General features: G+C 70.7%; 15 protein-coding genes. 9 read left to right on the top strand and 6 right to left on the bottom strand.

Translation table 11 applies throughout. The features are described 5' to 3' along the window. The first annotated feature begins 32 nt into the window (after positions 1–32). Entirely contained in the window at positions 33–482 is a 450-nt protein-coding gene (locus OG828_RS33070; RefSeq protein WP_328503212.1) for a DNA-binding protein, read from the top strand. Between the two features lie 29 nt (positions 483–511). Here the strand turns inward: OG828_RS33070 and OG828_RS33065 are convergent, their stop codons facing one another. Both OG828_RS33065 and OG828_RS33060 read right to left on the bottom strand, forming a co-directional pair. Next, a complete protein-coding gene (locus OG828_RS33065) occupies positions 512–1,171 on the bottom strand; it encodes a response regulator transcription factor (protein ID WP_328364708.1) in 660 nt (219 codons plus the stop codon). Next, complete coding sequence (locus tag OG828_RS33060; protein ID WP_328503211.1) at positions 1,168–2,361, bottom strand: sensor histidine kinase; 1,194 nt, start codon at positions 2,359–2,361, stop codon at positions 1,168–1,170. The genes OG828_RS33065 and OG828_RS33060 overlap by 4 nt, the downstream gene beginning before the upstream one ends. Before the next feature lie 133 nt (positions 2,362–2,494). Here OG828_RS33060 and OG828_RS33055 point away from each other — a divergent pair, with 133 nt between their 5' ends. The 3 genes from OG828_RS33055 to OG828_RS33045 all read left to right on the top strand — a co-directional run bounded on the left by OG828_RS33055 (position 2,495) and on the right by OG828_RS33045 (position 5,821). Next, positions 2,495–3,409 (top strand): ABC transporter ATP-binding protein, encoded by a 915-nt coding sequence (locus OG828_RS33055; RefSeq protein WP_328503210.1) that lies wholly within the window; start codon positions 2,495–2,497, stop codon positions 3,407–3,409. Then, the gene (locus tag OG828_RS33050) at positions 3,406–4,224 is read left to right on the top strand and encodes an ABC transporter permease (RefSeq protein WP_328503209.1); all 819 of its coding nucleotides are present in this window, start codon (positions 3,406–3,408) and stop codon (positions 4,222–4,224) included. Before OG828_RS33055 ends, OG828_RS33050 begins: the two co-directional genes overlap by 4 nt. A gap of 100 nt (positions 4,225–4,324) precedes the next feature. Then, the gene (locus tag OG828_RS33045; protein ID WP_328503208.1) at positions 4,325–5,821 is read left to right on the top strand and encodes an alpha/beta hydrolase; all 1,497 of its coding nucleotides are present in this window, start codon (positions 4,325–4,327) and stop codon (positions 5,819–5,821) included. A 79-nt stretch (positions 5,822–5,900) separates the two neighbouring features. Here the strand turns inward: OG828_RS33045 and OG828_RS33040 are convergent, their stop codons facing one another. Both OG828_RS33040 and OG828_RS33035 read right to left on the bottom strand, forming a co-directional pair. After that, complete coding sequence (locus OG828_RS33040; RefSeq protein WP_328503207.1) at positions 5,901–7,031, bottom strand: abortive phage infection protein; 1,131 nt, start codon at positions 7,029–7,031, stop codon at positions 5,901–5,903. Positions 7,032–7,195: 164 nt separating this feature from the next. Beyond that, positions 7,196–7,909 carry a FadR/GntR family transcriptional regulator gene (locus tag OG828_RS33035; RefSeq protein WP_328503206.1) on the bottom strand — a complete coding sequence of 238 codons (714 nt, stop codon included), beginning with the start codon at positions 7,907–7,909 and terminating at the stop codon, positions 7,196–7,198. 235 nt (positions 7,910–8,144) lie between these two features. On the opposite strand from OG828_RS33035, the gene OG828_RS33030 reads away from it, so the two are divergent. From OG828_RS33030 to OG828_RS33010, 5 genes are all read left to right on the top strand, one after another. Further along, complete coding sequence (locus OG828_RS33030) at positions 8,145–9,770, top strand: ABC transporter substrate-binding protein (protein WP_328503205.1); 1,626 nt, start codon at positions 8,145–8,147, stop codon at positions 9,768–9,770. A 27-nt stretch (positions 9,771–9,797) separates the two neighbouring features. Next, the gene (locus OG828_RS33025) at positions 9,798–10,757 is read left to right on the top strand and encodes an ABC transporter permease (RefSeq protein ID WP_301980884.1); all 960 of its coding nucleotides are present in this window, start codon (positions 9,798–9,800) and stop codon (positions 10,755–10,757) included. Next, entirely contained in the window at positions 10,757–12,931 is a 2,175-nt protein-coding gene (locus OG828_RS33020; RefSeq protein ID WP_328503204.1) for a dipeptide/oligopeptide/nickel ABC transporter permease/ATP-binding protein, read from the top strand. The genes OG828_RS33025 and OG828_RS33020 overlap by 1 nt, the downstream gene beginning before the upstream one ends. After that, on the top strand, positions 12,928–13,923 hold the full coding sequence (locus OG828_RS33015) for an ABC transporter ATP-binding protein (protein WP_328503203.1): 996 nt from the start codon (positions 12,928–12,930) through the stop codon (positions 13,921–13,923). The genes OG828_RS33020 and OG828_RS33015 overlap by 4 nt, the downstream gene beginning before the upstream one ends. 146 nt (positions 13,924–14,069) lie before the next feature. Beyond that, positions 14,070–15,005: a dihydrodipicolinate synthase family protein gene (locus tag OG828_RS33010; RefSeq protein WP_328503202.1), complete on the top strand. Its 936-nt coding sequence runs from the start codon at positions 14,070–14,072 to the stop codon at positions 15,003–15,005. Between the two features lie 69 nt (positions 15,006–15,074). On the opposite strand, the gene OG828_RS33005 is transcribed toward OG828_RS33010, so the two are convergent. Next, positions 15,075–16,004 carry a hypothetical protein gene (locus OG828_RS33005; protein WP_328503201.1) on the bottom strand — a complete coding sequence of 310 codons (930 nt, stop codon included), beginning with the start codon at positions 16,002–16,004 and terminating at the stop codon, positions 15,075–15,077. 70 nt (positions 16,005–16,074) lie between these two features. Continuing rightward, positions 16,075–16,911, bottom strand: a complete 837-nt coding sequence (locus tag OG828_RS33000) for an RICIN domain-containing protein (RefSeq protein ID WP_328503200.1) — start codon at positions 16,909–16,911, stop codon at positions 16,075–16,077. Between the last annotated feature and the right edge of the window lie 39 nt (positions 16,912–16,950).

The raw sequence follows: 16,950 nt of genomic DNA, 5'->3' as shown, positions 1-16,950 counted from the left end.
ACATCAAGTCGTGTGCATCTCATGCTCATCTCATGCCTTCGACTCCTGACCAGCAGTCCGATCTCTTCACGCCTCCGCAGCCGGAGCAGGCGCGGGCACACCGCGTCTACGCGTCCCTGTTCCGCATCGCCGAACGTCACGCGGCCACTGACAAGCAGCGCCACCGGCAGGTTCATCCTTCGGTCCTCGGGCCGCACGAGGCCGTCAGGCTTGTGTCGTTCCTGCTCAGCGGAGCCGCGCAGCCCGATGACGGCGAACCGGAGGTGGACCACGCCGATATCACCGCCGCATTGAGTCTCGTCCCACTGGTTCGCGGGGAGATGGACGAGCTGGAAACCGGGCTTCTTCAGATGGCGCGGGGCCGCGGCATGACCTGGCAGGAGATCGCTTTCGGACTCGGGCTCGGCACTCCGCAAGCCGCCAGGCAGCGATACGAACGACTGGCCAGCCGCGCCGCAGCCGACGCGGACGGCTCGGAGTAGAGCGAGTCCGAAGCCATGCGGTCACAGCACTAGCTCACTGACACCAGGCCCGCCTCATACGCGATGATCACCAGCTGGACCCGGTCCCGTGCGTCCAGCTTGGTCAGCAGGCGGGTCATGTAGGTCTTGGCTGTCGCCACGCTGATGCACAGCTCCGCGGCTATCTCCGTGTTGGACAGGCCCGTGCCGACGAGGGTGAGGACCTCGCGTTCCCGGTCCGTGATGGCCTTCAAGTCGCGGCGGGTGCCGGGCGGTTGGGGGCGGGAGGCGAAGTCGCGGATGAGGCGGCGGGTGACGCTGGGGGCGATGAGGGCGTCGCCGGCCGCGACGACGCGTACGGCCGCGATGATGTCGTCCAGGGCCATGTCCTTGACGAGGAAGCCGGACGCGCCGGCGCGCAGGGCGCCGTAGACGTGATCGTCGTCGTCGAAGGTGGTGAGGACGACCACCCGGGTGTCGGGCTCGTCCCGGGTGATGTGGTCCGTGGCCTCGATGCCGCCCATGCCGGGCATGCGGATGTCCATCACCACGACGTCCGGGGCGAGTTCGGCGACGAGCCGCACCGCCTCCTCCCCCGTCGCCGCCTCCCCGACCACCTCCACGTCGTCGAGTTCGGCCAGCACCATGCTCAGTGCCGTGCGGATCAGCTGCTGGTCGTCGGCGAGGACCACCCGGACCGGGGCGGTCATCGGACCACCACCGGCACCGGCAGACGCGCCGCCACCCGGAAGCCGCCCTCGGGACGCGGTGCCGCCGTGAACTCGCCGTGGAGCAGGGCGACGCGCTCTCTCATGCCCGCAAGCCCGAAGCCCGTGTCGGTCGAACTGCCGCTGCCCCGGCCCTCGTCGGTGATCTCCAGGGCCAGTTCGTCGTCGGCGCGATAGTCGAGCGTGACCCGGCACGCGCGCGTGCCCGCATGCCGTACGACATTGGTGACCGACTCCTGGACGATGCGGAAGGCCGACAGGTCGATGTCCGGGGGCAGGGCTCTGGGGTCGCCGACGCGGCGCACCTCGACCTGGACGCCCGCCGCCGTCGTCGTGGCCGCGAGCCGGTCCACGTCCGCGAGACCGGCCGGTGTCACGCTCTCCCCCTCGTCCGCCGCCCGCAGCGCGACCAGCATGCGCCGCAGGCCCGCCAGCGTCTCCCGCCCCTCGTTCTCCACCGCCCGCATCGCCTCCAGAGCCGCCTCCGGGCGGGCCGTCGCCACGCGGGACGCCGCTCCGGCCTGGAGGGCGATGATGCCGATGCTGTGGGCGACCGTGTCGTGCATCTCGCGGGCGATGCGCAGGCGTTCGGCGGTGACGACCTGCGCGGCGTGCTCGGCCACGAGCCGTTCGGCGTGGACGCGGGCCTGGTGGGAGGAGTTGCCGAGCAGCCAGGCGATGATGGCGACCATGGCCACGGTGAGTTCGGCGGAGGTGCCGACGTTCCAGCCGCTCAGCAGCCGCACGGCCAGCCAGCCGGCCAAGGTGCCCAGTGCCATGGCCAGGGCGATCACAGCGGTCCGCCGGGCCTGCGACGCCGCGATGAAGTACAAGGCGACGGTAGGCGCGAGGAACTGGGCCATCGGTATCTCGCCCCCTCCCAGCGCGGTCGTCGCCAAGCCCGCGGCCGTCAGCAGGCAGGCGAGCGCGGCGAGCGGTTTCCGGGACAGCAGGCGGCCGCCGTTCATGGCCAGCGCTGTGGCCAGCACCAGGGTCACCAGCCCCTCCCAGCGGTACAGCTGGGCCGCGGGCCACTCTTCAGGCTCGATCTCGCCGGGCAGGCGCACGCGCGCGAGGCGGGTGAACAGTTCCCCGGCGCACCACGCGAGCGCCACCCAGACGCCCGGCGGTACGCGTTTGTGCAGGGGCGGCGGCGGTTCGGTGGCGGGCATGACGGGATCGTAGGCGGGCTATGCGGCCAAGGTCATCGGCCCGGGGATGTACAACCACGGTCGACATCGGATGCGTACGAGTGTCAGCGGGCGGCCGATGTGCCGCACCGGCCGGTCGCGCGACCGTGTTCCCGTGATCGAAGTCAACGAACTGACCAAGAGATACGGCGGCACGACCGCCGTTCGTGACCTGTCCTTCTCCGTCCGTCCCGGCCGCGTCACCGGCTTCCTCGGTCCGAACGGCGCGGGCAAGACCACGACCCTGCGGATGCTGCTGGGCCTCGTGGAGCCGAGCGGCGGCACCGCCACCGTCGACGGCCACGCCTTCCGCCGCCACCGCCGTGGACTGCGGCACGTCGGCGCGCTCCTGGACGCCGGTGATGTGCACGGCGGGCGGAGTGCGCGGGCGCATCTGGGGGCACTGGCCCGGAGCAATCGCATCCCCGCGCGCCGGGTGGACGAGGTGCTGGCGGAGGTGGGGCTCGGTGATGCCGCCGCCCGGCGCCGGGTCGGCGGGTTCTCGCTGGGCATGAAGCAGCGGCTCGGCATCGCGACCGCGCTGCTCGGCGAGCCGCCGGTGCTGGTCTTCGACGAACCGCTCAACGGGCTTGATCCGGAAGGGGTGTTGTGGGTGCGGGGACTGTTCCGGAAGCTGGCGGCCGAGGGGCGTACGGTCTTCGTCTCCAGCCACCTCATGTCAGAGATGGAGCACACCGCCGACGACCTGATCGTCATCGGGCGGGGTGAGCTGATCGCCGCCGAGAGCCTCGCCGAGTTCTCCGCGCGAGGGACGGCGCCGACGGTGACCGTACGGTCTCCGGACGCCGGGGCGCTGGCCGACGTACTGGCATCTCAGGGTGCGGCGGTGGCGCCGTACGACGAGGAGACGCTCCAGGTGGCGGGGCTCAGCACCGAGCGGATCGGTGAGCTCGCCTTCGAACACCACTTCCTGATCAGGGAGTTGACCCCGCGCGCCGCCTCCCTGGAAGCGGCCTTCATGGAACTGACCGCCGACAGCGCCGAGTACACCGCCGGAGACCCACGATGACGGACGCCCGCTTCACCGACCTCCTGGCCGCCGAGTGGCTCAAACTCCGCTCCCTGCGCTCCACTTACTGGGCGCTCGGCATCGGCGCGCTGACAGTCCTCGGCTTCAACGCGAACGCGGCCCGGAACCACTACGCCAACTACTCGTACATGCCCGCCGACATGAAAGCGGACTACGTGGAGTGGGCACTTCAGGACGCCTTCACCGCCGGGGCCGCGCTGATCCTGATCCTGGTGTGCGCGAGCGTCGGCGCGCTCACGGTCGTCGGCGAGTACGCGACCGGGCTGATCCGCACGACGTTCGCGGCCGTTCCGGACCGGCGGGCGCTGATGGCGGCGAAGGTGACGGTGGTGGCAGGGGCGATGACCGGCTACGGGGCCGTGGTCGTCGGGGTCTCGTACGCCGCCACGCAGGGCATCCTCTCCGGCCGGGGCGCGGACGTCCCGGTCAGTCACCCGGGCGTGCTGTCACTGCTGCTGGCCTCCGCCCTGCTCGCCCCCGTCTCCGCGCTGGTCGGCATGGGGCTGGGCGCGGTGATCCGGCACGGGGCCACGACGACGGGCGCCATCACCGTCGTACTGCTGCTCCTGCCGACCTTCATCACCGACCGCTACGCCTGGACGGCGGCCGTCCGCAACGCGCTGCCCGTCAACGCCTGGACCCGGCTGGTCGATGTGACCTACGGCGAGTCGGCGGTCCGGATCTATCCGCCGCACTATCCGACGACGGTGACGGGGAGCTGGGTGGTGTTCGCGGCGTGGGCGGCGGTGGCGGCCGTGGTCGCGGTGATGGTCGTGGACCGGCGGGATGTGTGAGTCGGGGGTGACCCTGACGTGGGACCTGGGGTAATCCCCCGTGCGAAGTGGGTTGTTGCCCGGATGTGAGGGACGGTCGGGCTCCGCGAGGCTCGTACCCATGAAGCCGATGACCAAGAGCCTCGCCCTGATCGCCGCCGCCTCCGGAATCGTGTTCGGTGTCGTGACGCCTCTCACCGCGTCCGCCACGAGCGGGCCCGCGCCAAAGTCGCCGAAGTCGCTGAAGTGGACGAAGTGCGAGGGCACCGGCCTCGATCCACGACAGCAGTGCGCGACGGTCGAGGTGCCGATGGACTACGCCGCCCCGGACGGGCCGACGATCGACGTCGCCGTCTCCCGTATCCCGAGCGAGAACCCGTCCGCCCGCCGGGGCGCCTTACTGCTGATCCCCGGCGGACCCGGCGGCACCAGCCTCAACGACCCGTCGGGCAAGGGCCAAAAGCTGCCGCAGAAGGTGCGCGACGCCTACGACCTGATCGGGTTCGCCCCGCGCGGGCTGGCCCCCTCCACCTCCGTCGACTGCGGCCTCGAACGCCGCGACCTCGCCCTCACGGCGACCCGGCCCTGGCCCGCCCCCGACGGCTCCATCACGGAGAACCTGGTCACCGCGAAGCGCCTGTCGGACGCCTGCGCCCGCAACGGCGGCGAGCTGATCCGGCACCTCAGCTCCGTCAACGAGGCCCGCGACCTCGATCGCATCCGGGCCGCGCTCGGCGAGCGGAAGATCTCCGCGTGGGGTGTCTCGTACGGCACCTATGTCGGCTCGATCTACAACGAGCTGTACCCGCACCGCACCGACCGCATCGTGCTGGACAGCAACGACAATCCCGACCCTGTCAGGGTCCAGCGCGCCTGGCTGGCCGCCCACGAGCAGGGTGTCGAGGACGCGTTCCCGGAGTTCGCCAAGTGGGCTTCCGCGCCTGGCAATCCGGACCGCGTCGCCGCGACCCCGGCCGAGGTGCGGTCCGGCTTCCTGAGCCTGGCCGCCCGCCTCGACCGCGAACCGATCCCCTGGCCCGGCCACAACCCGCCCGTGCTCGACGGCAACGACCTGCGCCAGGCGATGCTGAACGACCTGGACGACCCGGACGACTTCCAGGACCTGGCCCAGCTGATCGTCGCCGCGCGGAAGGGGACCGTGCCGCCCGCGCCGCCGTCCCCGCCGGAGGAGGTGCTACAGAACGTCACCGCGGTCGGCGCCGGGACCATCTGCAACGACGCCGACTGGCCCGAGTCCGCCGCCGCGTACGAGGCCGACGTCGCGAAGAGCCGGGCCGAGTTCCCGCTCACCGCGGGCATGCCCCGCAACGCGATGCTCTGCGCCGCCTGGCCGAACGAGCCGCGCGAGGCGCCGGTACGCATCACCGACCGCGGCCCGTCCAACGTCCTCCTCATACAGAACGAACGCGACCCGGTCACCCCGCTCAGCGGCGCCCTGAAGCTGCGTGCCGCCCTCGGCAAGCGCGCGGTCATGGTCGTCAACGACGCGACGGGCCACGACGCGTACTTGGCCAACGGCACGGCGTGCGGGGACGACGTGGTGTCGAGGTTCCTGGCGACCGGGGAGAGGCCGCGAAAGGACACGTACTGCGACTAGACGGCGGTACCACCCGCGCCCCGCAAGGGGCGCGGGGAACTGCGCGACCAGCCACAACGAACCCGCACACGCCCACGACCTACACCCGGCACCCCCAGCGGCGCGCAATCGCCCCGAACGCCTCCTTCCGCTCCCAGTGCCAGTCCGATTCCGGGTCCCCCGGCCGGTCCTTGATCGGCTTCGTGATGGCGTAGCTCGCCATGTCGATGTCGTAGCGAGGATCGTCCGCCCGGTGCTCGGAGTCCGCGGTGACGAACTCGAAGACCATGGCGGCATACAGCCCCATCGACTCGAAGACGTCCAGCAGCTCGACCAGATAGTCGGCCTGCGTACGCTCACTCCGAACCGGATTCCCCTTGATCTCCGGCGGAGTCTTGTAGTGGTCGACGATGTTCCAGCCCATACCGCCCGCCTCGGGGGCGCCGACGAACGTGCATGTCCCGAACTCGGTGATGGCGAGAGGCTTGCCCCAGCGGAGGTAGCGCTTCAACTCCCGTACGTAGTCGGCGCGGTCGCGGTGGGAGGAGTAGTAGTCGATGCCGACGATGTCGAACAGGTTCCAGTCGACCTTGTCGTCCTGCGCGGCGGCGTAGGAGAGGCGGCCGTGGAAGACGGAGCGGCCGACCGCGGCGGCCTTGGCGATGAAAGCGTCGAGACGGCGCTGCATCTTCTCCCAGTCGACCGTGCCGTTCAGGAGGTTCTCAATGCGCTCAAGGACCGTCTCGCCGGGCACGATCCCCGGCACGAACAGCCAGAACTCGCAGCCCACGCTGAAGTCGACGCCCGCGCCCTGCCGGCGCAGCCGCTCCGCGTGCCGGCCGGTCTCCGCGATGTGGTCGAGGATGTCCCGCTCGGGGGCGTCGCCGAGGGTGGGCTGCAGCCAGACGCGCAGTCCGGCTTCGGCGACCTCGGTGGCGGTGGTGTTGAGGCGTTCGACGCCATCACCGGTGACGTCGACGGTGTCGGCGTGCAGGTCGTCGCGGATGACCCGGATGTCCCTGCGCATGCGGGCGGCGCTGAAGGCCGTACCGGGCGTCTCCCCCGCGCCGACGGTGTAGACGACACCCCGGTGCCGCAGCCCGCGGCGGCCCCCCGTCGCCTCCGTCGCCTGTGCACCGGTCGCCGGCAGCATCGCCGCCCCCGCGACTCCGGCGGCCACGGCCCCGGCCAGGAACCGCGCCCTGCTGATCCCGTTCTTGGTGTTCTCCATGCCCTCACTGTGGGGAGCGGGGGCCTGTCCAGGCTGTCGCCCGAAGGTCTATGGCACGGCAACCAAGGTATGAGGTTCGGCCTCGATCACATCCAGAGGCTTCCGTGGCACGAACACTGTCCACGGGGGCGCCGCACAGGGGACGGCGCCCCCCGCCGGCCGGCTCACCCGGTGGGCCCCGCCGGCGCCGCCGCCCGCGCCTCGATTCCCTGGAAGTGGACGGCCATCGCGCGCTGCGCGCCCTCGACGTCGTGGGCGCGCAGGGCTGTGACGATGTCGCGGTGGCGGCTGACGGTGAGTTCCGGTGCGGGTTCGTTGGGGCGGCCGAGGGCGCCGGCCACCCGGCGGAAGACGGTCCAGAAGGCGCCGAGCAGCTGCGGCACGAGGGCGTTGCCGAGCGAGGCGTAGAGCAACTCGTGGAATTCCCGGTCGAGTTCGGCGAAGGGCGTACCGGCCCGGCCCGCGGCCTCCATGCGGTCCACCACGGACTCGAGGCGGTCCAGGTCGGCGTCGGTGAGCAGCGGCGCCACTCGCCGGATCAGCCCTTCCTCCAGCACCTCGCGGACTTGGAGGATGTCGGCGAGCGCGTCGGCGTCGCCCTCGTGCCGGGCCAGTGTGCGGAAGGTCAGCCCGTCGATCAGAGGCGTCAGGGAGGCCTGTCCGACGTACGTGCCGAAGCCGTGCCGGATCTCCACGATGTCGAGCGCCTGGAGCGCCTTGAGGGCCTCGCGGACGGAGTTGCGGCTGACGCCGAGGTCGGCCATCAGCTCGGTCTCGGTGGGCAGCGGCGCACCGACCCGGAGCTTGCGGTCGAGGATCAGCTGTACGACCTCGCGCTGTATCCGGCTGTTCCTGGGCTCCGAGGACATGCGCCGCATCGTACGCGCCCGGGACGTCCCACGTCCCACGTCTCACCGATGACGGTTCGTCAACATCGGCACGGCACAGCGCCATTGGTCCGACCTCTGGCATATACGCCATTCGTGTGCGTTCCCTTGACCGCCCTCACAGCCCCTCCTATGGTCGCGCTGACTGCAGGACGTAGGACGTCGTATCTCCTCATATTTTCCGCCCGTCCTCTCGTACCCCCACCCTCATCTCGCTGGAGGAACCGTGCGCGACGTGACCGACGACATGCCGGCGCTGCATCGCCGGACGTTCCTGAAGTACACCGGCGCGCTGGGAGCGTCCGCCGCCGTCACCGCGTCGCTGTCGGCCTGTTCATCGGGCCCGGAGTCGACCAATGACACCGGCGGCAGCGGCAAGAACCGCACTCTGACCGCGGTCATCGGCTATGGCAACGACGGCAGCTGGGATCCCATGCAGACCGCGTCGGCGTTCTGCATGGCCGCCAACAACCACATCTACGAAGGGCTGCTCGACACCGACCCGATCTCCCGCGAGCCGTACGCGGCGCTCGCGACGCAGGTGCCGGGCGACCCGAACAGCACGTCCTGGAAGTTCACGCTGCGGGCGGGGGCCACCTTCCACGACGGGAAGCCGGTCACCGCCGACGACGTGGTGTTCGTCTTCGACCGGATCCTCGACCCGAAGACCCAGACCCTGGCCAAGGGGTTCTTCGCGAGCTGGCTGAAGGAAGTCCGGAAGATCGACGCGCAGAACGTCGAGTTGGTGCTCAAGTTCCCCTTCCCGGAAGGGATTTCGCGGCTCACCCTCGCCAAGATCATGCCGAAGCACGTGTTCTCGCAGCCGGGTGCCTTCGACGACGCGATCAGGGGCAAGGCGATCGGCTCGGGACCGTACCGGCAGACCGCGCACCACCCGAAGTCCAACACCACCTTCGAGGCGTACGCCGACTACAACGGCCCGCGCAAGGCCACCTTCCAGAAGATGAACTGGCTGACGATCGTGGACGCCGCCCCGCGCGTCGCCCGCATCTCCGGCGCCAGCGCGGGCGCGCAGATCGCCGACAACATCCCGTACGCCAACATCGGCCAGCTCAAGAGCGGCGGGCTCACGGTCGCGGGCGGGGCCGGGATGAACAACCTGTTCCTGATGTTCAACACCAAGCACAAGCCCTTCGACGACGTGCGGGTGAGGCAGGCGCTGCACTACGCCATCGACACCGAGAAGATGGTGGAAGTGGCGCTGAAGGGGCACGGGAAGCCGTCGTCGTCCTTCCTCAACGAGGGCAACCCCAGTTACCGGCGCGCGAAGACGGTCTACGACTACGACCCCGACAAGGCGAAGGCGCTGCTGAAGCAGGCCGGGGTCCGCGGGCTGAAGATCGACATCCTTGCGGTGAACGTGAGTTGGATCGTCGACTGCCTGCCGACCATCAAGGCGTCCTGGGACGCGATCGGCGTGAAGACGACCCTCAATCCGCAGGAGACCACGGCCGTCTTCACCAAGATGGACCAGAAGCAGGACTACCAGGTCGTCGCCGCCGCCTCGAACCCCAACCAGTTCGGCCTCGACGCCGACCTGATCATGCACTACAACTACGGGCCCACCAACCTGTGGATGGGGTACACGCGCTGGGCGGACAACGCCGTCGCCAAGAAGCTCTTCAAGGACATGGACGCGGCGACCCGGGAGCCGGACGGGGACCGGAAGAAGACGATGATCCAGGACTACATCGACGTCGTCGCCGAACAGGCCGTGCTCTACCCGGTCGTCCACAACGAGCTGATGACCGCCTGGGACCCCAACGAACTCGCCGGGATAAGGGCACAGCCGTACCCCGGAATCAACCTGCTTCAGGCCAAGTGGGTCTAGTCACCGACGTCGTACGGGAGTTGGTCCGTGGTCGCCATCGCCAGGATCCTGGCCCGCCGTGTCGCCCTGCTCGTACCGCTGATGCTCGGCATCGTGCTGTTCGTGTTCCTGGTGATGCGGTTCTCGGACGTCGACCCGGCGTCCGCCTTCTTCCAGGGCGCCAATCCGACGCCCGAGCAACTGCGTGAGTTCCGTGAGGAGAACGGTCTGCTCGACCCGCTCCCGGTGCGCTACGTCGACTTCGTGGGCGCCCTGCTCCATGGCGACATGGGCATCAGCGCACTGACCCGGGCGCCGGTGATCGACCAGGTCACGACCGCGCTGCCGCTCACCCTCCAGCTCACCTTCCTGGGCCTGGGCATCGCGGTGGTGCTGTCGCTGATCGGCGGCGTGACCGCGGCGATCTACCGGGACCGGCTGCCGGACCAGATCATCCGGGTCGTGTCACTGACCGGCGTCGCGGCGCCCGGCTTCTGGCTGGCGCTGCTGATGATCCAGTACCTGGCGGTCGACCTGGGCTGGTTCCCGACCGGCGGCTACATCAACCCGGCGGACTCCTTCACCGGCTGGCTGAAGACGATGACGCTCCCGGCGCTCGCGCTGTCCCTGCCGGTGGCGGCCCAACTCACGCGCATCGTCCGGACGTCCGTGGTCGAGGAGCTGGACAAGGACTACGTCCGCACCGCGATCGGCAGCGGTCTGCCGCCGCGCGTCGTGGTCGGCCGGAACGTCCTGCGCAACGCGCTGATCAATCCGCTCACCGTGCTCGGCCTGCGCGTCGGCTATCTGCTCGGCGGCGCGGTGGTCATCGAGACGATCTTCTCGCTGCCCGGCATGGGCAAGCTGATGATCGACGCGGTGAAGAACGGCGACCCGGCCGTCGTCCAGGGCGTCGTCCTGACGACCGCGACCGGCTTCGTCGTCATCAACCTCGTGATCGACATCCTCTACCTGCTGGTCAACCCGCGACTGAGGGAAGCCTCCTGATGTTCACGCGCAAGGGGCTCACGGACGCCCTGGGGCGTGCGGCGAAAGTCCCGTCTGCCTGGCGACGCCTGGCACGCTCCCCCAGCCTCCGGCCGGGGGGACCCCCACTCGCCGCACCGGGCGAAAGCCCAAGTACGTCCAGTACGAGGGCTTCCGCCCGGCACGCCGAGAGCACGCACCAGACGCCGCCAGGCCCGCCCTCCGGGCGGACGACGGGACTTTCGCCACACGCCCCAGCCCGGCCCGGCATCCGGCTGCGCGGCTGGCGCCGGCTGCCGCTGCTGTCGAAGATCTCCGTCTGCTTCCTGGCCGTCGTGGTCCTGGTGGCGCTGTTCGCCCCGCTGCTCGCGCCGGACGACCCGCTCGACCAGCAGCCGCCCGTCGACGGCACCGGTCATCCGTCCGCCGAGCACTGGATGGGTCAGGACAGCCTCGGCCGGGACATCATGAGCCGGCTGATGTACGGCGCCCGCTGGTCCCTCGCCATCGGGCTCGGCGCGACCGGGCTCGCGCTCGTCGTGGGCGCGCTCGTCGGCGCGATCGCGGCGACCTCCCGCAAGGCCGTCGACGAGACGCTGATGCGCTGCCTGGACGTGGTGATGGCGTTCCCGGGGATCGCGCTGGCCGCCGTCCTGGTCGCCGTGTTCGGCGGCGGCATCACGGTCCTCATCTGCGCGATCGCGTTCCTGTTCACGCCGCCCGTGGCACGGGTCGTACGGGCCAATGTCCTCGATCAGTACGGGGAGGACTATGTGACGGCCGAGCGGGTGATCGGCGCCCGCACCCCGCACATCGTCTGGCGGCACGTGGCCATCAACTGCGCCGCGCCCGTGCTGGTGTTCTGCACCGTCCAGGTCGCCGAGGCCATCGTCTTCGAGGCGTCGCTGTCCTTCATCGGCGCGGGCGTCCGGCCGCCGGACCCGTCCTGGGGCAGTGTCATCGCGGACGGCAAGAACATGGTGCTGACCGGCGGCTGGTGGGCGACCGTCTTCCCCGGGCTGCTGATGCTGGTGACCGTGCTGTCGCTGAACATCCTCTCCGAGGGCGTCTCCGACGCGTGGGCGGCACCGTCGGCGCGGGAGGTCGAGGTCCGCGACGAGGACGACCGGCTGGAGGCGCCGGAGCCGGGCAGCGGGGAGATCGTGCAGCTGCCGGGGCTGACCGAGGCGGCGGCGCGGCTGCGGGCACGGGCCCGGCCACTGCCCGGCGGCGCTCAGCCGGTGCTGGCCGTGGAGAACCTGGCCATCGGCTTCGCGGCCCGGCACCAGGGCGTGGACATCGTCGACGGGATCAGCTTCGAGGTGCAGCCCGGTGAAGTCCTCGGCCTGGTGGGCGAGTCGGGCTGCGGCAAGTCGCTGACCGCGCTGACGGTGATGGGCCTGGAGCCGAAGGGGGCCCGGGTGCGGGGCCAAGTCCGCTTCCACCAGCGCGACTTGCTCGCCGAGCCGATGCGCGTGCGCCGCAAGCTGCTCGGCCACGAGATGGCGATGATCTACCAGGACGCGCTGTCGTCCCTGAACCCGGCGATGACGATCCGCGCGCAGCTCAAGCAGGTCGTACGACGCGGAGGGCGCCGTAGCCCGCATGAACTGCTGACGATGGTCGGCCTCGACCCCGACCGCACCCTGCGCAGCTATCCGCACGAACTCTCCGGCGGCCAGCGTCAGCGCGTCCTGATCGCCATGGCGCTGTCCCGCGACCCGAAGCTGATCGTCGCCGACGAACCGACGACCGCGCTCGACGTGACCGTACAGGCGCAGATCATGGAGCTGCTGCTCCGGCTGCGCGAGGAGCTGGGGTTCGCGCTGATCCTCGTCTCGCACGACCTCGCGCTGATCGCCGACATCACCGACCGGGTGGTGGTGATGTACGGCGGGCAGATCGTGGAGACGGGCGTGACCGCCGATCTGGTGGAGGCGCCGGCCCACCACTACACGCGCGGGCTGCTCGGCAGCGTGCTGTCCCTGGAGAGCGCGGCCGAGCGGATGACGCAGGTCAAGGGGGTCGTGCCGTCCCCCGCGGACTTCCCGGCGGGCTGCCGGTTCGCCGACCGGTGTCCGCGGGCGAGCGAGGTCTGCCGTACGACTGCTCCCGTGCTGGCGGGTACCCGCACGCATACGGCGGCCTGCCACCATCCGGCCGTCGACCTGATGGACGTGGAGGTCGCCCAGTGAGCGCGCTCGTCGAGCTGTCCGACACGCATGTCGTCCACAAGGCCCGCAGCGGCGGCCTGTTCACCCGGGACCGGGTGTACGCCCTGACCGGCGCCGATCTCGCCATCGCGCCCGGCGAGACGGTCGGCGTCGTCGGCGAGTCCGGGTGCGGCAAGTCGACGCTGGCGAAGGTGCTGGTCGGCGTGCAGCGGCCGACGTCCGGCACGGTGTCCTTCCGGGGCCGTGACCTGTGGAGCATGGCGCCCGCCGAACGCCGGGCGACGGTCGGCCGGCACACCGGCATGATCTTCCAGGACCCGTCCACCGCGCTGAACCGGCGCCTGACGGTCCGGCAGATCCTGCGCGACCCGATGGATGTGCACCGGCAGGGCACAGCGAAGGAACGGGACGCCCGGGTACGGGAGTTGATGTCCCTGGTCGGCCTGCCGAAGGCGCTGACCGACGCGCTCCCCGGCCAGCTCTCCGGCGGCCAGCGGCAACGCGTCGCCATCGCCCGGGCCCTCGCGCTCGACCCCGATCTCGTGATCGCGGACGAACCGACCAGCGCCCTCGACGTCTCGGTGCGCGCCCAGATTCTGAATCTGCTGCTCGACCTGAAGGAGCGCCTGGGTCTCGCCCTGGTCTTCGTCTCGCACGACATCCAGACGGTACGGCGGATGAGCGATCGGGTGATCACGATGTACCTGGGCCGGATCGTGGAGGAGGCACCGGCCGAGCGGGTGACGGAGGGTTCCCGGCACCCGTACACCCGTGCCCTGTTCTCGGCGACCCCCGGGCTGCTGCACCCGATCGAACCGATCCCGCTGGTCGGACCGGTGCCGTCGGCGACCCACCCGCCGAGCGGGTGCCCCTTCCGGACCCGCTGCTGGAAGGCGGACGGTCAGTGCGCCGACACGATGCCCGAATTTTCCGTTGCGTCCACTCCTGTGCACCGCTTCCGGTGTCACCATCCAGTGGAGGAGGGCCGACCGACCCGCGACCTCGTGGGCTAAGCGCTCCGCGGGAAGTGCGGCAATTGGCCGTCGATCGTCTGCGGGGCCGTCGTGGCTGGTCGCGCCCACGCGGCGGAGCCGCAAATCGATACAGCCCCGCGCCCCTTCGGGGCGCTGCCGACACCGGAAGAGCACCAGGAGCCGACATGAAACTCCCCACCCCGCTGTCCGGAGTGGTCCCGCCCGTCTGCACGCCCCTGACGCCGGACGGCGAGGTGGACGTGGACTCGCTGCTCAGGCTGGTCGACCATCTCATCGACGGCGGGGTGGACGGGCTGTTCGTGCTCGGGTCGTCCTCGGAGGCCGCGTTTCTGACGGACGGGCAGCGCGGGCTGGTCGTGAAGGCGGTGGCGGCGCATCTGGGCGGGCGGCTGCCGCTGTTGGCCGGCGCGATCGACATGACGACACCGCGGGTGCTGGACCATGTGGCGGCGGTGACGCAGGAGGGCGCGGACGCGGTCGTCGTGACGGCGCCCTTCTACACGCGCACCCACCGCGCGGAGATCGCCCGCCACTACCGCCGGATCGCCGCCGCCTCCCCCGTACCCGTCGTGGCGTACGACCTCCCGATGGCCGTCCACACCAAACTCCCCGCCGACCTGGTCCTGGAACTCGCCGCCGACGGCGTGCTGGCCGGGCTGAAGGACTCCAGCGGCGACCTGGGCGGCTTCCGCACCGTCGTGACCGGCGCCCGCACCCATCCCGGACTCACCGGCTTCAGCGTGCTGACCGGCTCCGAGGTGATCGTCGACGCGGCGCTCGCGCTGGGCGCGGACGGGGCGGTGCCCGGCCTCGCCAACGTCGACCCGCACGGCTACGTCCGCCTCTACCGGCTCTGCCGCGCGGGCGACTGGGACCGGGCCCGTGCCGAACAGGAGCGGCTGTGCGGACTGTTCGGCATGGTGGGCGTCGGCGATCCGGCGCGGATGGGTGGTGGCTCGTCGGCGCTCGGTGCGTTCAAGGCGGCGCTGCATTTGCGGGGGGTCATCGCTTGTGGGGCGACGGCGGAGCCGCAGGTGCCGTTGGCGGAGGACGAGGTGGAGCGGGTGGGGAAGCATCTTGCTGCGGCGGGGTTGCTTTGAGCTTTGCTGGTCGCGCCCACGCGGCGGAGCCGCATATCGATACAGCCCCGCGCCCCTTCGGGGCGCTTCTCACACCGTGAATTTGACTGCTTCCAGCCACAAGTCGTTGTTGAGGGTTCCGCCGAAGATCAGGTTCTCGCCGCCGGGTTCGTCGCAGCCCATGCCGTGCCAGCCCTCCTTGTGGACGTTCGAGGTCTGGCAGATGACGCTCGTGCTTCCGCCGACGTTGATGGCGAAACCGAGCATGTCCGGGGCGCTGTTCTTGCTGCTGCCGATGTAGTTGTCGATGCCGTCGACCGCGCCCTTCCACCCTGTGGGGTAGTGCCCCTTGCCGTCGGTCGAGTCGGGGTTGTGGACGAATGCGGTGGCGGCTGTGCCGTTGGTGCCGGACACGGCGATGTTCAGTGCCTTGATCGGCCTGCCCTGGCCCACCGTGCCGGCGGTGGCGCCGTCGCACACCGCGGCCTGCCAGCCGAGGTTCTCCACATAGGCCCGGTAGCAGATGTGCCGGCCCGGATTCCGTGTGGCCAGCTCCTGCACGGCGACCGCGGCGGTCCTCACCCGGGGCTTGGCCGCCTCCTTCGTCACGTCGCCCCCGGACCCCGTACCGGCGGCCGGCGGCGACGCGACCGGTGCCGCGGACGAGGTCTCCGGTGTCACGACGGGCGGAGCGGGCGGGACCACGGCCTTGGCGGTGGGGGTGGACTTGGTTCTGGTGGGCATCGGCGTGGGTGTGGGCGAAGGGGTGCGCGAGGGAGCGGGTGAGGTGGGGACGGTCTCCGCGGTGACCACTTTGTCGCTGTCGTCCGAGGTGAAGACGTCACTCCCGAGGAGCGGGATGCCGACGGCGAGGACGGCCGTCAGGGCACCGCCCCAGCCCAGGCTGAGCCAGACCCGACGCCCGGGCACGAGACCACGGGGGGAACGGGCGGGTTTGCGGGCGAAGGTGTCCGAGAAGCCGTTCGGTGACTTCGAGGGCTTCGGTGTCGGTGTGGGCATCAGGGTTACTCCGGGAATCGTGGACGGTGAGTCGGGCGTCGTCTTCTGGTACGGCCTGCGCCGGACCCGCTCAGGGGACCGTCCACTTCTGGGCCGCGTTGCCCGAGCACCAGGCGATCTGGAGCGGAGAGCCGTCGGTGGTGGCGGCGTTGGCGACGTCGAGGCACTTGTCGGCGGCGACGTTGACGATGTCGTAGGCGGCGCTGTAGCGCCACTGGGTGACCGTGGTCGAGTCGCAGGAGGCCATGACGACCCGGGTGCCGTCGCTGGTGGAGCGGCCGGCCAGGGAGAGACAGCGGCCGTCCTTCCGGAGGGTGCCGTCGGCGGCGAACTGCCACTGTTGGTCGGAGCCGCCGTCGCAGCCGTACAACTGGAGGGCGCTGCCGACGAGTTGGACGCACTTGCCGACGAAACCGTCGTAGTGGCCGGAGATCTGGCCGACGGGGCGGGAGAAGTCCTGGGCGGGGGTGGTGGATTCGGGGGTGCGCCTGGTCTCGGGGGCGGGCTTCTGCTTGGCGGTGGGTGGCTTGCTACTCGCGGTGGCCGTGACGGTGGCTACGGTGCCCGGGTGGTTCGGGGCCTGAGCGAGGTCCGGGATCCCGGTCTCCTTCGTGGTCTTCGCCGGGGTCCTGGAGGGGCGCGGGGACTCGGGGGAGGGCGTGGGCGACGGAGCGGGCGACGTGGCCGAGTTGCCGCTCGCCGCGGTCACCTCGGTGCCGTTGTCCGAGGCAGGGGCCCCGCTGCCTACCAGCGGGATGGCGAGGGCGCAGACGGCGGCCACGGCACCGGCCCAGCCCAGGCTGATCCAGACCCGTCGCCCGGGCGCGAGACCGCGGGGCGAGCGGGCGGGTCGGCCGGCGAAGGTCTCCGAGAAGCGCTGCGGGGATTTCGAGGGCTTCGGGGGCATGGGGGTTGCTCCGGGTGGTCGGGATCGGGGGCCGTGGGA

This window comes from Streptomyces sp. NBC_00457 (genome assembly GCF_036014015.1).
In the GTDB taxonomy this organism is placed as follows: Bacteria; Actinomycetota; Actinomycetes; order Streptomycetales; family Streptomycetaceae; genus Streptomyces.
Note: the sequence above shows the minus strand (reverse complement) of the source record. Positions and strands in the feature narration are given on the sequence as shown.

What these genes read in the sequence shown, in the direction of transcription:
- OG828_RS33050 (WP_328503209.1), top strand. Translation starts at nt 3,406, where the DNA reads ATGACGGACGCCCGCTTCACCGACCTCCTGGCCGCCGAGTGGCTCAAA.
- OG828_RS33040 (WP_328503207.1), bottom strand. Translation starts at nt 7,031, where the DNA reads ATGGAGAACACCAAGAACGGGATCAGCAGGGCGCGGTTCCTGGCCGGG.
- OG828_RS33060 (WP_328503211.1), bottom strand. Translation starts at nt 2,361, where the DNA reads ATGCCCGCCACCGAACCGCCGCCGCCCCTGCACAAACGCGTACCGCCG.
- OG828_RS33045 (WP_328503208.1), top strand. Translation starts at nt 4,325, where the DNA reads ATGAAGCCGATGACCAAGAGCCTCGCCCTGATCGCCGCCGCCTCCGGA.
- OG828_RS33010 (WP_328503202.1), top strand. Translation starts at nt 14,070, where the DNA reads ATGAAACTCCCCACCCCGCTGTCCGGAGTGGTCCCGCCCGTCTGCACG.
- OG828_RS33005 (WP_328503201.1), bottom strand. Translation starts at nt 16,004, where the DNA reads ATGCCCACACCGACACCGAAGCCCTCGAAGTCACCGAACGGCTTCTCG.
- OG828_RS33020 (WP_328503204.1), top strand. Translation starts at nt 10,757, where the DNA reads ATGTTCACGCGCAAGGGGCTCACGGACGCCCTGGGGCGTGCGGCGAAA.
- OG828_RS33035 (WP_328503206.1), bottom strand. Translation starts at nt 7,909, where the DNA reads ATGCGGCGCATGTCCTCGGAGCCCAGGAACAGCCGGATACAGCGCGAG.
- OG828_RS33065 (WP_328364708.1), bottom strand. Translation starts at nt 1,171, where the DNA reads ATGACCGCCCCGGTCCGGGTGGTCCTCGCCGACGACCAGCAGCTGATC.
- OG828_RS33000 (WP_328503200.1), bottom strand. Translation starts at nt 16,911, where the DNA reads ATGCCCCCGAAGCCCTCGAAATCCCCGCAGCGCTTCTCGGAGACCTTC.
- OG828_RS33070 (WP_328503212.1), top strand. Translation starts at nt 33, where the DNA reads ATGCCTTCGACTCCTGACCAGCAGTCCGATCTCTTCACGCCTCCGCAG.